We start from the raw sequence: 13,218 nt of genomic DNA, 5'->3' as shown, positions 1-13,218 counted from the left end.
ACTCCCGTTTACTTTTGCTTTGGCTCATAAGGTAAGCGGGAGAACTTATGTGATTCCCCGCGATAAAACATCACCCGTTCCCGAAAATAGGTGCGCAGATGCGCAGGCTGCTCGCGTTCAGCCATCTCAGCGACAACCGGCATGTTGTAGCGTTCTTTAAAGGCCACCGCGGAGGCCGCAAGATCGACGTTGATACGATCCATTTCTTCTTTGCTGATTTCAGCCAGATTGATGCTCATAACTGCTTCCTGATGATCGATTTTGCCACATTGTACCCGAGGCTGGGGTCAGCGTGAATATTGCGATTTTGCTTTTATTTCCGCGCAGCTAACAAAGAATGCGGATAATTCTAATGAGTGAATAAGAACCATTCACAAAAGGTAAATGATAAATATCTACAATAAGGCGGGGTAATTAATATCCCAAATAAGAATGATTCCTTTTTAATACGCTTCTGTATGTTAATGATTATCATTTTTGGATATTTTATTTTTTAAAAACACTCATTAAATCAGTGGTTTAAATTAAATTGTTATTGCGGTGAATATTAATGTGAATCGGGTGTTTTTATTTTGTATTGATACGGGCATAATGCAGATAAATAAATCCCCCACCTGCTTTAATTTAATTTATGGAGCCGTGCCGTGCTTAAAAAAGAAATGATTGATCAGCTTAATGAACAGCTGAACCTCGAGTTTTATTCTGCCAATTTATATTTGCAGATGAGTGCATGGTGCAGCGACAAAGGTTACGAAGGTGCCGCTGCTTTCCTGAAACAGCATTCAATGGAAGAAATGGACCATATGCATCGCCTGTTCAAATACGTCAGCGATACCGGTGCTCTGCCTTTGCTGGGGGCGATTGCCGCTCCGCCGGTTGCCTTTGAATCCCTGACCGATCTGTTCAAGCAAACTTACGAACATGAGCAACTGATCACGCAGAAAATCAATGAACTGGCTGATCTGTCCATGACGCTGAAAGATTATTCTTCCTTCAACTTCCTGCAATGGTACGTTGCTGAGCAGCATGAAGAAGAGACGCTGTTCAAATCTGTCCTTGATAAACTGGCACTGGTCAGCAATACCGGTAACGGTTTGTTCTTCGTTGATAAAGATCTCAAAAATATGGTGGCACAAACCCCGGCAGGCTAATTTCCGATCAGGGGTGTCCACAAAAACGCAGAGTGCTTCCGCCTCTGCGTTTTTTTATGTCTTTTTGGCAAACGTTTTACGGCAGTTTGCGCTAAAGTGACGGCGTTATAAATTCATCGTTAAGCAAGCCAAGGAATCATCGTGTTCAAAAAAACCACTTCTCTTTGCCGTGTCCTGACAGTCTCAGCCGTTATGCTGAGCGGATTTATCTCACAGCAAGCTTCTGCTCATGCTCATCTGAAAACGGAAACCCCTGCGGCAGATTCGGTTTTAACCGTCAGCCCGACTGAACTGTCTCTCGGATTCAGTGAAGGCATCGAGCCTGATTTCAGCAAGATCACCCTGACGGATGCCAGCCAGAAAGCGGTTAAAACCGGTAAAATGGCGCTGGCAGCGAATGATAATACTCAGGCCGTTCTGCCACTCTCCGATGCGTTGCATGCGGGAAAATATATTGTTTCGTGGAACGTTGTCTCCGTCGATGGTCATAAAACGCACGGTCAGTACAGCTTCACTGTTAAATAAGCGATGAGCCTGACTGTACTTTTCGTTCTGTGTCGTTTTGCGCATTTTGCTTCGCTGATGCAAATCTTTGGGTTGAGTGTTTTTTGTTCGCTGCTGACACCTGCCGGTTTCTCAGCTGTGTTGCTGCGCAAAAACCAGACCCTGATGATCTGCTCTGCTTTTGTCGCGGCTGTGACTTCGGTCGGTATGCTGGCGATTCAGGCTGCGCTGATGGGCAACGGATGGGGCGATGCGCTGAACCTGAATGTCTGGTTGCTGGTGTTAACAACGGCATTTGGTGAAGTCTGGCGCTGGCATTTATTACTGACGGCCGCGCTGTTGCTGGTGCTTCTGATGGACTGGCTGCCTGTGCGGAATATGCTGATTTTCCTATGCTCATTCGGTTTACTGATGAGCCAGGCATTGGTCGGCCATGCCGCGATGCATGAAGGTATACTTGGGGTTATCCAGCGAAGCAATCATGTGGTGCATCTGCTCAGCGCGGCTTACTGGTTCGGGTGTCTACTGCCGTTACTGACTTGCATGTGGTATACCCGACAGCCTGCGGCAAGGCCGTATGCGCTTGCCACACTTATCCGTTTTTCGCTCTGGGGACAGGCTGCCGTCGCGCTGGTTATCCTTACCGGCATCATCAATACGACCATTATTTTACAGCGCTGGCCGACTGATATGACATCACTTTACCAGCGCCTTCTGGTGGTCAAAGTGTTGATGGTCGGGATGATGGTGGCCGTGGCTGTGTTTAACCGTTACCGGCTGGTGCCATTAATGAGTAAAGATCCCGACAGGGCACAACATTATTTTGTCATGATGACCTGGCTCGAATGGGGGTTGGCGCTGGGTGTTTTACTGCTGGTGAGTGTGTTTGCCACACTGGCACCGCGCTGAACGGGTTATCTGACAGGTATCAGGAATTAAATATCATCGAGGAAAAATCATGAGGAAAACACTGCTAGCCTGCGTGCTGCTGACCTTATCTGCCAGCAGTTTCGCGGCACCCCAGTTGGAAACGATCAGCCGTCTGCAATACGGTAAAACCTGGGCTTTTACCCGTGAAGAAGTGATGCTGCAATGCCGCCCCGGTAATGCGCTGTATGTGATTAACGACAGTACGCTGGCGCAATATCCTCTGAATGATGTGGCGAAAGAGCAGGTCAAAAACCATCAGGTCCAGGCCGTGCCGTTGGAGAAAATCTGGCTTGATGACCCGCAGAATCCGGGACAGAAAATGAGTCTGGCTCCCTTTATTGCCAAAGCGAGATCACTTTGCTGAATGGCCGTGCCGACGATAAATGACTGATGTAACTTCCATGTTTTGCGTATGTTGTCACACAATGAAAATAATACATCATTGTTATTATCACTATGTTTCAAACTGGGTGGAAAATAGCCATCTGTCGTCTACGCTTTAAGTTGTACGGCTTAACCGCCTGCATTAATGCCAACTTTTAGCGCACGGCTCTCTCCCAAGAGCCATTTCCCTAGACCGAATATAGGAATCGTATTCGGTCTTTTTTTATGTTATTGATTTATAAGATAAATTTTCAGTAAAAACGAAAATACACGAAAATTACACGAAATCCTGTATTCGGTCTTTTACAACATCGCGTACTCTTTCCCTCTCGCATCAAGGTATTTGTCCGTCATTTTCTCCGATTTATGCCCCAGTAATTTCCTCGCAAACTCTTTCCCTTTCTCCCTCTCGTACAACCGACCCGCCAGACTCCGGATCTCATGAAATGTCGGGGGGCTATCCTCGAACTCTATTCCTGCAGAACTACGCGCTGTCACAAACTTTTTTGTTAACCCGTCAGGATGAAGAGATCCATCAGGACTGTTTTTCCTTCTTCCTGCGCTGACCATGAAATCTGTGCTGCTTGCCAGCCGGCACCGATCAATTACCGTCCCCAACCGCAAACCAACGCTTTGTAATTCAAGGTCAAGAGGTAGGGATATCATTGCGCCAGTTTTACCCTGGTCTATCAGTAACCTCCCATCCACAACCTGGTCAAAACGCATCAGCGCAATATCCTCTCGCCTCTGGCCGGTGATAAGGGCTAAGTCCATAGATAAACCAAACCATGTCGGCAGCAAATCGGCACTCCGTCTTATTGCGAGGTATTGATCTAATTCCAACCGTTCGCGCTTTACTACAGGCTTTGCGGCACGCGTTGACGTTACTGGATTCTGTTCAATATGCCCCTCGACTATTGCCTCTCGGAAAATATCTGACAACACCGACCGCATGGTGGCCGCCATCGTTTTTTTGTCCTGTGCGACCCAGATCTCGAGAAAATCAGCGATATGCCTTGTTGTGATTTTCCCTAACACCATTCCCCCCATTTTTTCTTCAATAATGGCAATCTGACCCTTTCGTACCTTGTAGGTGTTATCAGCCAGTTTCCGCCGCTTAAATAGGACGTCATAACGCTCCAGCCAAGATTTCATCGTGTACTCGTTGGTGCCCTTCAGCCGCTCTAGTAGGGCGATGGGTGAGAAGCTCTGTTCAATGAAGTTATTTGCCTCTATGGCCTGAGAGATCGCATCCCTGCGCGAAATCTGTCCGAGCGAGAATTCTTTCTTGGTAAGCGGGTTACGCCAGTAATATGACTTGTAGTGGCGGCGATAGGTCAGGTTCTTCGGGAGATTTGCATCATACTTTGTGCTTCGCCGCGTCATTTTTTACTTTCTCCATGAACGCGCTGCGCGCCGGGGAGCTGCTTTGCGCATCTTTAATTTTCTTACCCAACCTCACATCTTTCGGGTTGATGTAGATGGCAGTTGGCTGTACACGGTACTGCCGCCCATGCTTCTCCGGGGCCGGATAAATGTAGCCGTCTCGCGCCCAGCGCCAAAGCGTCTGAATGGACGGCTTATTGCTTTCGTAAGTCGCATCGCTCCATTCTTCTAAGGTCAGAAACTTAGCCATTGGTCATACCTCATTAGGTTGACCGGTCAGCATATTGCCACGCTGACCGGTGCGGTTTTGATTTTCAGAAATCAATGTTAGCGAACGGCCAGGGAGCGAGGGCCGGTTTCAAGGTGTGCGCCTTTAATCTCGGTGCCAGCCTGCAGGGCTTTTTTGAGTTCGTCGCTTTTAACCTTGTTTACGATTTGCGTGTACGATTCTACGAAGTCGTCTGGCAGTGATTCTTCGTCATCAACAACGAGGCGTAATGAACCTTTGCGCGCGCTGAATGTGTTGGTTGCCGTTTTAACACTGTCACTACCGGCGGTGACCATGCAGTCGAGCATATATTTCTTGAGTAGCTCTGCCTGATTGGTCCACATCTTTTTACGTTCAGCCAGGCGTTTGGCCTCCGAGTCGCATTTTTCAACGTTACCAAGGAAATCGCGGACGACGGACATTGTCGCGTCCAGCTTGTCACCAAGCATGCCTTCAAGCCCTTCAAGGGTATCAGCGATCATTTCAGGAGTAAGTTCGCCGTCTTCCGCCAGCGCCTGAAGCTTTTTCATTTCGATGGCTAAATCAATGGTGCGCGTGCTCATGCTTTTTCCCCTTGCTCAGTGAATTTTTTCAGACATTCGGTTTTGATTTCTTCCAGGCGGCGCAGGCGCGTTTCGAGATAACGCGCATGTTCCGTATCGTTGACGGCTTTGGCGTTTTTCAAGTGAACCCCGATAGTGCGGTTAAGGGATGAGGCGATTTTTGTTACCTCGTTGGCAGTAACCGCGCTTTTCATGGTTTCGGTGTTAGCGGCAAATTTCTCATCGAGTTCTTTGCGCAGGCGCACTGTGTCTTCTGCCTTATCACTGGCATTTTTGATGCTGTATTCGATGGCGTTTTCAGCCAGATAATCAGGCATATCGTGCCATCCCAGCCACACGTCTGCAGAGAACCCGAGAACAGACAGTGCTTTTTTGATTGCATCGGTGAGGCTTTTTTTGTGAACCTCGCCGTCAGCGATGATCCCTTTGTTTTGGGATTTGTACATGTAAGGAGTAGAGCCAAATGCCGTTACCTCTCCGCGCACATCGCCCTCAATGGCGTACCAGAAGTTAATCCGGAGCACGTGATTCAGTTCGAATATGAGGGTCCCGTCGGCATCACGTAGCAGGGCATTCCGAATGAATTTCTTGTCCTCATAAATGGCTTCGGACAGAGGGGCGCCGCTAATCATGCGATCTTCAACAATTTCATACCCCCAGCCAGTACCAACAGGGCCAAAGATTTCAGTAGCCCGCATGATCATGTATTCAGAGTTAATGCTGGTGCCAGCGAACCCTGAGCCCGCCAGTGGTTTGGTATAGCGCGGGTCAGTGCTCTGAACCTGTTTCCAGATATGGAGATTTTCAAGCACTGCTTCTGATTTCTCCAACAGACCGCTTTCCAGCGCAGCTGCGCGTTGCCTGAAATCATCCTGAGGAGCGGCCACGGTATTTTCAGGCAATGCAGGTTTTGCCGTTTCTGATGCGGTTTTTTCCTGAACTGTTTCAGTTTTCGGGGCGATTGTTGCGGTTTCTGCCGGTTTTTCAACCGTGCCTTTATTGGTGCGGTCATCAATGTAAAATTTCACTCGCTCAGTAATAAAGGCGATGCGGTCGGACTGGTCAGGGATCCACGACTCAACGACATCAAGTGTCAGATGATGAATTTCGTTCACTTTAAGGAAACTGAATGCATTGCCTGAAAATTCGTAATCCTTAGCGAGCTTATTCACCAGCAAACGCGCACCCAGCCTTTTCTCAGTCAGCAGTTTCGCCATTTCATCTGGAGAAGCGACATCGGTTTTCCCTGTCACCAGATCCCGAATATGGGCCTGCAGCTCGGTAAGCCGTTCTTCGACCACTTCCGTTTTTTCGACTTCATTTGAGGCGCCAGTACCGGCCAGATCTTCAATGGAGAACTGGCCACCACCAAGATTTTGGACCTTTGTAGAGGTTGGCTGATAATCAGGTAACAACGGGTGTCCGTGGAGTTTGCTGCTCACGTAATCGCGACGCGCGTCGGCATCTTCAATAAGCTTCAGGTTTTTATGGCCATCGGCCATGAGCGTCCAGAGTTCACCGCGAGGAATGTCGAGGATCCCCGGAACAACACGCAGCGATGTTGCCCAGCCACGCCACGCCGGGTCACGATCATCTTTCAGGTATTTTGCCTTGCGTATGTCTGACGCTTGCGCTTCATCAGGATTGACGCCCAGTACATGCAGAGCGACTTCAAGATCCAGCGTGTCATACGTGCGCGGCAGTTCAGCGCTGGTTTTAACCGGGTTACGTTCCTCAGGCTTAGCAACCCATTTTTCAGCGAACGTTGCCACGTCTTCAGCGTTATCGAAAGGTGGTAGCTGTGCGTGCATGGTATCAATCAGGGTTACCACTTTTTCCGGATACATAGCTTTGATAGCCGGAACAACAGACAGACCATCAATGATGGCGCGGGTTTCTTCCGGCGTTTCATCATCCGCCAGAATATCGACAGCGTTAGAGAGCTGCTCAGCGTCCAGTTCGGCGGGAACTGCGCCGTACATCATGATGTAGGCAATACGCTCGCGTATAGGCAGGTCAAAAATCACCTTTGCGCTGGCCAGCGGATCTGTCAGGTCATCCATATCAAGAATGGGAATGCTATCGAAGGTTTTGGTTTCTTCATTCCAGATATTAGTTTCGAGCCACGTATTATCAAATTCACCGACAGAAGGGCGGCTGTTAATATCGGCGGTCAGTTCGCAAACTTTTGGTTTGAAAAAATTATCACTTCCACCAGGCACTGATTCTTCAAGCAGTGTGACAGTTTTCATTTCTGCAAGCTTTGCACTTTTCGCATCAATGCAAATTGCAATTGGCACAGCGCCATTCGCGATGGCTGATTTTTTTGGATAAAAGGCACATATATAAATTGACATTGGTCTAACCTCGCTTACTTATTATCGATAAACTTTAATGACTTTATTTTCTCGTCGATGTCTTTAACCTTCAAATGAGCATCAGCAAGAATTTGGCTTTTCAATTTGCTAAGATTTGCCACCTCCCCATTATCTAAATCTATTTGCGGGACATCTAAAGTAACTTCCTTTGAGCCCAGTAAAGTATATTCACTGCCTATTGAAGATATATCAGTGCCTGAGAATAGAATTGAATAATCATCATTCCATTTTTCTTTATAAGCCATGATAAATATCATTCGCGTAGCCGTTAACGGCAGTTTGGTTTGCATAGTTACCTCATTACGCACTATAATCACGGCGTCCAGTGGTGGAAGCCATTGGTCATACCTCGCTGAGTTCGGTTTGGTCGCTGAACTCGCCGTCGCTGGGACGTTAAGCCGGTAGAACGGCCCGCCAAGTGCGGGCTTTTTTACGTCTGTATTGGGATGAGCCCTACTTTTGGGGCGTTGGTGGGACTCATCTCAATACGGCCGGATAAACCGGCCTGAAAATTAATGCCGCGTCATGCTACTCAGAAGTGATGCCAGCAATAAATCAGCTACCGAGTACTTCGTGGAACTTTCCTCTGCCTGGTCAACCTTCAGATCGTGGGCATGGATAAACGCCGCTTTCACCGCATGACCTGAACAACAGTACTCACCGAGTGTTTTGCCATCAGGTGTTACGATTGAGGTTGAATCCTGGCGTTTATTTGGCTCAATTAAATAACCGATAACGCTGTCTTTCTCCGACAGTTCTGTGATTCCTGCAATGAGTTCATTTCCGGTAATACGTGCTTCGATAATCATTGGTCATTCCTCGCTGGTTGAGATTGTGATTACTGCCCACTGATTTTAAGTAGGCTTTAAGGTGGCATGCTGCGGTGCTGATCTTCGCAGTTGCGCTTTTTCACGCTGCAATTCACGCCATTTTAAAGCCTGCTTAAATATTGTTATTACGCCTGCCTGATTCCTGATATTTCAAAATCGACATAAACCTCACTAAAATAAATCCCAGAATCAATGAGGTCTTTAATCGCTTCTTTTAAATCATCCTCATCAAGTTCAGATTCTTGCATTTCAGAACGGGTTAAAATTATTTTTATTTGCATGATTAAAACCCCAGTAGCGGAAGTTTTAAATAGATAACGGCAGTCCGATTACGGCGACCAGAATAAAACGCAGACAATAGTAGCCAATACGAATGCCTTGCCGCGATAGCTCATATATCCTCCGGTGTGATTAGATTGTTGTGGTGGCTTTTCGCCGGTTACGCTCCGGCGTCGTTTTTACGACCGTTCTTTTCACGAGAAAAACCCTTCAATCCTTCTCCACCACAACGGTGTGAATCATCCCCCTGAGCTCTCACTTCTCAGTCCGGTTCTCCACGCTTAACTCCACTCGGGCCGCTTCGCGTTGCGGCTTGTGTGGCTACCTGTCCCCACCACTCGCGAAAAGTGGACCAGAGACAAGAATGATTCACACCGTTGTATGCTGGTCTCTCCCAGCCGTCACCCTTATCACTTTGCTCAGACCCCTCACTTCAGGATCCGGTCAGGCGACACTCACAGTCTCGCATTGCGGGTTATGCCTCATTACGCGGTGAGTTCGCGTTGCCTCGTTAGCTGACTCATAGGCACAAAGCAGTTTTAGCGACAGTACGTTGTCAGCCCAGCTGCTCAATTAAATTAGTTGCCAGGCTTCCACTGGCTCCCATCTGTTTTTTAAGTCACTCAGATATCGTCTGGACTTGCGCGTCTTTCCCGGCTGTCACTGCATGAGTGTGCATACAGACACTGACCAGATAACGCGCTGGATCAACTCGCGGTTGCGGTGGCCGGTGCTGCTTTCTTTCCGGCTTTCGGGCTGGTTGTGCCAGTTACCCGCACGGGGTTGAGTTCCGCCGCGCATCAGCCTGCGCATTCACCACAACTGAAAGAGCACTAACTTCGCAGGCTTTATACTTCGCCTCCATCAATGCTCTTGCATGTTGTGCCCTGATTCGCAGGGCAACGGCAAAGACACTTAAAATCTTGCCTCTAGCTCGACACAAGCGCGCTGGTATCTCTCACACATCCCCTCGCCAAATTGGTAGCTCTGGCGCAGGATATTCCGCATTTTTGATTTTTCAGAAACGGTGTAAAACTCATCACCGTGAACAAAAAGAGAGTATTCACCAGTTTGTTCATTCAGTAGCACGCAGATCGCGCCATCTAAAATAGAAGCTAATTCTTTCATCTTCGTGTCCCCACTAAGTGAAACTGCCATCGGTCATACCTCGCGTTCTTTCACGCCGTCAGAACTGTTACCCCGAGGCTGCTGTGCCGTCGATGGAATGAAGTTTATTATTCACTAAACCAAAAGTAAAGTGTTTGATAAACATTTTTTCCAATAAAATTTAGGCACAAAAAAACCGGCACTGGGCCGGTTCTGTGGAAATTATGAGATTTCAGTGGGTTAAATCAGTGTTTTGGATTTGAGTTTTTACCACGAGTTTGGAGCAACTCCTCAAATAACTTATTGAATTCTTTGTTCTTCTTAATGAACAACTCAATCATTTGATTTTTTTCTGATGCGGGGAACTCGCGGAAAAGCATGATCAATTTTTCTTCTTGCTCATCAAGAACTATATCCGGCTTTAATGGTTGCCCATCTTCCCCATTCTCATAATTCTTATCCAAATAACCAACAGGCATGCCGTAATCCGCCTCGATTCTGCGGGCGGCCTTTTCACCAAAAGAGCCTTTACCGTTGATTAATTGGGACAAATAGCTTTTCTCCCGCTCAGGCAGGGTCTTATCAGAAAACCAATCACGTAGGCGTAACCGCCGAATCTCTTTTATGTCCATGTCACCATTTTGATTAGTAAAAACTAAACAAGCAAACACTTGACTTGTTGGTTTAGTATTTAATAAACTCAAGTCGAATTCATTGGAGGATCTATGCAGCTCAAACAATACATATCCAACCTTAAGCGTGGTGGGGCCAAGGAATTAGCCGAAAAACTCGGCGTTTCCAAATCCTACCTTTCCCAGATGGCGTCTGGGGCTTCCCCGGTTCCACCTTCAAGATGTCTGGTTATTGAAGGTGTTACCGGGGGAGTAGTAACGAGGGCGGATCTCCGCCCAAAAGATTGGGAAAACATCTGGCCGGATTTTAATCCCGAAAACAACAAATTAACTCATCAGGTCGGCGAGGTCTGATTTATGGAAATCAAGCACAACCACATCCGAGACGCGCTGCGCAACTGGGCGAGTGAAGTCTCACAAAGCCAGGTCGCGATAAAAATAACGAAAGCGTATTTCGATCTCGGTCTGCATTCACCAATCCTGCAAATCGTCGAGCACAGCGACGGCACTGTTGATTACGCCGCGTTGCACAACAACAAGCAGCAGATCTTTCGCTGGCTGGATAGCGATCGTCCCCGCGCCGTCCAGAACGTAGAGCTGTTGTTACCGGCCATTCTTGCCGCGCTGCCTGCAGAACTGCGCGCCAGCCTGATTGCCGGTAACTCAGTCGAGTATCTGGCGACGCTGGCAATGAAGGCGAACCAGAAGCTGATCACCTCAGTCCTTCTGCGTGCACCGTTATCTGATTTTGATTCCGATTGTGAAGCCTGGGAGAGGGCTTACGCGTCGCTGCAACAGAGCGCGCGCGGTTTATTGCATTAACAGCGAGGAATGACCAATGGCCAAATTTTCAAGAGAACAGATCCAGCAGCAGATTAACGCGCATTTCGTGCGTGAAGGCGTCGAGAAAGGTATTGCCCTGACGCTGGCAATGCGCGGCGCTGATCACTATTGCGATTCAGCTAACGCGACGGTAATCAGCAGCATTGCCCACGCCAAAACGTTCCTGAAGTCCACAAAGCGGATCAAGGGCGCGCCGGATATCAAACGTAATCAGGGCAGGGGGCGCAGATGAAAACTTTACGCTTTTCTAACGGCCAGTTCCGGTACGACGACATGCCGATCACCAAAACATATCTGCGCCTGCTGGTTCGCAAGTTTGCAGCCGAGCGCGCAGAAAGACAGTTATCACTGGAGCGTCAGCACCGGGCATTTGAGCAAGTTGCCGCAAGGCAAGGCTGGTAAGCATGGCAAGTAGTTGGATAAAGATTGAAGTCATTACGCCGGATAAGCCGGAGATTTTCCAAATGGCTGAGATTTTGAATATCGACCCTGATGCTGTTCTCGGAAAGATGATCCGTGTCTGGGCTTGGGCCGACCAACAAACGATAGACGGTAACGCAAAAGGTAACGCTGCGAGCGTTACACGTTCGGTACTTGATCGCGTCACTTGCGTGTCAGGTTTTGCAAATGCGCTTATCGATGTGGGTTGGCTGGCAGAAGAGGGCGGGAGGTTGTTTTTCCCTAACCACGAACGGCACAACGGAGAAACATCGAAAAAACGGGCACTTACAAATAGTCGCGTTACAAAAATGCGCGATAAGAAACGCAATAGTAACGCTGAATGTAACGCAGGTAGCGTTACAGGTGCGTATCGAAACGCGTTACCAGAGGAAGAGGTAGAAGAAGATAAAGAACTAAAAGATAAAACCCTTTTGTCGGGTGCTGGAAAAACCCAGCCCCCAACGAAGAAAAACGCAGCGGGTTCTTACCCTGAGGAATTCGAAACCCTCTGGCATGAGTACCCAAAACGCGAGGGTGCAAATCCGAAAAACAAAGCCCACTCCTGCTGGAAGGCCAGAAAGCTTGAAGGGGTGAGCGAGGAGGCAATGCTCGAAGGGACGCGGAGATATCGGCAGTACTGCGAGATGCGCGGTCAGGCCGGTACCGAATACGTGATGCAGGCACAGCGGTTTTACGGCAAAGAGCGTGCCTTTGAAAACGACTGGCAGGTAAACCCTGGGGGATTGAACCATGCAAAAAACATCGCAAGCACCATCGGCAACAACGGCGAATCCATTGCCGAGCGGCAATTACGAGCTGGTCGCGAACAGTGGGCCAGAGAGCGTGGACACACCGGCGTGGCGCCTGTGGGAACTCATGATCAAAATCTACAGCACCCGGTGGATAGCCAAGAATGGCAATCGTCCCTCGGACCTCTGGGAGAAACAGATTGGGGCCATGACGAGTGACCAGATCACTCGAGTCTGTAACGCCTGCATTGAGCGCTGTGAGGCTGGCAGTACGTGGCCGCCAGACTTTGCCGAGTTTATCGCGCTGGTTGCCGAGGTCGGCGGCGGTCTGGTCGGGCTTACGGTTAGCGATGTTATCGCCGAATACAAGCGCTGGAAATCCGAGTCATGGCGTTACGGCACGTCCGAGCAGTTCCCATGGCGCCACCCAATTCTGTATCACATCTGCGTCGAGATGCGTCGAGAGGGCGTAGAGCGCCGACTGACACAGCCCGAAATGGACCGTCTGGCCGGTGTGAAGCTGGCTCGCTGGGAGAAAAAATTAGCCGCGGGCTTTTCGGTACCGCCCATCCGCCGACAGATTGCCGCACCAAAGACGCCAGCAGGCCCGACACCGGCCATGCAGATGGCAGCAGGGAAACGCTATGTCGAGTGAGTTTGAGCCAGACGACGAGGCAGACGGGCTGGATGAAGAAATGGAACGCCTGCTGCTGCAAACGCCAGCCGGCCGCCAGATGTTAGAGAAGTCAAAATCAAAGAGCGAGGAATGACCA

21 protein-coding genes are annotated in these 13,218 nt (G+C 48.9%); 11 read left to right on the top strand and 10 right to left on the bottom strand.

Translation table 11 applies throughout. The features are described from left to right. Positions 1-8: 8 nt before the first annotated feature. The gene (locus J1781_RS25560) at positions 9-239 is read right to left on the bottom strand and encodes a DNA polymerase III subunit theta (protein WP_013576177.1); all 231 of its coding nucleotides are present in this window, start codon (positions 237-239) and stop codon (positions 9-11) included. Between the two features lie 405 nt (positions 240-644). Between J1781_RS25560 and ftnA the strand changes: the two genes are divergently transcribed. The 4 genes from ftnA (at position 645) to J1781_RS25540 (ending at position 2,949) form a co-directional block, all read left to right on the top strand. Beyond that, entirely contained in the window at positions 645-1,151 is a 507-nt protein-coding gene (ftnA, locus tag J1781_RS25555) for a non-heme ferritin (protein WP_015697874.1), read from the top strand. Between the two features lie 138 nt (positions 1,152-1,289). Then, positions 1,290-1,676, top strand: a complete 387-nt coding sequence (copC, locus tag J1781_RS25550; RefSeq protein ID WP_205951570.1) for a copper homeostasis periplasmic binding protein CopC — start codon at positions 1,290-1,292, stop codon at positions 1,674-1,676. Positions 1,677-1,679: 3 nt separating this feature from the next. Continuing rightward, a complete protein-coding gene (gene copD / locus J1781_RS25545) occupies positions 1,680-2,564 on the top strand; it encodes a copper homeostasis membrane protein CopD (RefSeq protein WP_129990496.1) in 885 nt (294 codons plus the stop codon). 49 nt (positions 2,565-2,613) lie between these two features. Then, positions 2,614-2,949, top strand: coding sequence for a YebY family protein (locus J1781_RS25540; RefSeq protein ID WP_129951771.1), 336 nt, complete (start codon positions 2,614-2,616; stop codon positions 2,947-2,949). A 323-nt stretch (positions 2,950-3,272) separates the two neighbouring features. Here J1781_RS25540 and J1781_RS25535 read toward each other — a convergent pair whose 3' ends face one another. The 9 genes from J1781_RS25535 to J1781_RS25495 all read right to left on the bottom strand — a co-directional run bounded on the left by J1781_RS25535 (position 3,273) and on the right by J1781_RS25495 (position 10,484). Further along, on the bottom strand, positions 3,273-4,355 hold the full coding sequence (locus J1781_RS25535) for a tyrosine-type recombinase/integrase (RefSeq protein WP_217234399.1): 1,083 nt from the start codon (positions 4,353-4,355) through the stop codon (positions 3,273-3,275). Further along, on the bottom strand, positions 4,330-4,605 hold the full coding sequence (locus J1781_RS25530; RefSeq protein WP_217219023.1) for an excisionase: 276 nt from the start codon (positions 4,603-4,605) through the stop codon (positions 4,330-4,332). The genes J1781_RS25535 and J1781_RS25530 overlap by 26 nt, the downstream gene beginning before the upstream one ends. Before the next feature lie 77 nt (positions 4,606-4,682). Beyond that, the gene (locus J1781_RS25525) at positions 4,683-5,186 is read right to left on the bottom strand and encodes a siphovirus Gp157 family protein (RefSeq protein ID WP_217234398.1); all 504 of its coding nucleotides are present in this window, start codon (positions 5,184-5,186) and stop codon (positions 4,683-4,685) included. Beyond that, positions 5,183-7,438 (bottom strand): phage-associated endonuclease, encoded by a 2,256-nt coding sequence (locus tag J1781_RS25520; protein WP_238483623.1) that lies wholly within the window; start codon positions 7,436-7,438, stop codon positions 5,183-5,185. The genes J1781_RS25525 and J1781_RS25520 overlap by 4 nt, the downstream gene beginning before the upstream one ends. 119 nt (positions 7,439-7,557) lie before the next feature. Beyond that, entirely contained in the window at positions 7,558-7,854 is a 297-nt protein-coding gene (locus tag J1781_RS25515; RefSeq protein ID WP_217234396.1) for a hypothetical protein, read from the bottom strand. 222 nt (positions 7,855-8,076) lie between these two features. Then, positions 8,077-8,373, bottom strand: coding sequence for a hypothetical protein (locus J1781_RS25510; protein ID WP_217234395.1), 297 nt, complete (start codon positions 8,371-8,373; stop codon positions 8,077-8,079). A gap of 146 nt (positions 8,374-8,519) precedes the next feature. Continuing rightward, a complete protein-coding gene (locus tag J1781_RS25505; protein ID WP_217234394.1) occupies positions 8,520-8,675 on the bottom strand; it encodes a hypothetical protein in 156 nt (51 codons plus the stop codon). Between the two features lie 913 nt (positions 8,676-9,588). Next, positions 9,589-9,831, bottom strand: coding sequence for a hypothetical protein (locus J1781_RS25500; RefSeq protein ID WP_217234393.1), 243 nt, complete (start codon positions 9,829-9,831; stop codon positions 9,589-9,591). A gap of 194 nt (positions 9,832-10,025) precedes the next feature. Then, complete coding sequence (locus J1781_RS25495) at positions 10,026-10,484, bottom strand: hypothetical protein (protein ID WP_217234392.1); 459 nt, start codon at positions 10,482-10,484, stop codon at positions 10,026-10,028. A 21-nt stretch (positions 10,485-10,505) separates the two neighbouring features. Here J1781_RS25495 and J1781_RS25490 point away from each other — a divergent pair, with 21 nt between their 5' ends. From J1781_RS25490 to J1781_RS26380, 7 genes are read left to right on the top strand one after another with little or no spacing between them, the layout of a single operon-like run. After that, positions 10,506-10,766, top strand: a complete 261-nt coding sequence (locus J1781_RS25490) for a transcriptional regulator (RefSeq protein ID WP_217234391.1) — start codon at positions 10,506-10,508, stop codon at positions 10,764-10,766. A gap of 3 nt (positions 10,767-10,769) precedes the next feature. After that, a complete protein-coding gene (locus J1781_RS25485) occupies positions 10,770-11,234 on the top strand; it encodes a toxin YdaT family protein (protein WP_217234390.1) in 465 nt (154 codons plus the stop codon). Between the two features lie 16 nt (positions 11,235-11,250). Next, on the top strand, positions 11,251-11,487 hold the full coding sequence (locus J1781_RS25480; protein WP_217234389.1) for a cell envelope biogenesis protein OmpA: 237 nt from the start codon (positions 11,251-11,253) through the stop codon (positions 11,485-11,487). Continuing rightward, positions 11,484-11,657, top strand: coding sequence for a hypothetical protein (locus J1781_RS25475; protein ID WP_217234388.1), 174 nt, complete (start codon positions 11,484-11,486; stop codon positions 11,655-11,657). Before J1781_RS25480 ends, J1781_RS25475 begins: the two co-directional genes overlap by 4 nt. Before the next feature lie 2 nt (positions 11,658-11,659). After that, positions 11,660-12,664: a hypothetical protein gene (locus J1781_RS25470; RefSeq protein ID WP_217234387.1), complete on the top strand. Its 1,005-nt coding sequence runs from the start codon at positions 11,660-11,662 to the stop codon at positions 12,662-12,664. Continuing rightward, complete coding sequence (locus J1781_RS25465; protein WP_217234386.1) at positions 12,654-13,100, top strand: replication protein P; 447 nt, start codon at positions 12,654-12,656, stop codon at positions 13,098-13,100. Before J1781_RS25470 ends, J1781_RS25465 begins: the two co-directional genes overlap by 11 nt. Continuing rightward, entirely contained in the window at positions 13,090-13,215 is a 126-nt protein-coding gene (locus tag J1781_RS26380) for a hypothetical protein (RefSeq protein WP_269154578.1), read from the top strand. Before J1781_RS25465 ends, J1781_RS26380 begins: the two co-directional genes overlap by 11 nt. Positions 13,216-13,218 lie beyond the last annotated feature (3 nt).

Source organism: Rahnella perminowiae (assembly GCF_019049695.1).
In the GTDB taxonomy this organism is placed as follows: Bacteria; Pseudomonadota; Gammaproteobacteria; order Enterobacterales; family Enterobacteriaceae; genus Rahnella; species Rahnella perminowiae.
The sequence above is the reverse complement of the archived record's forward strand: the minus strand, read 5'-3'. Positions and strand labels throughout refer to the sequence as shown.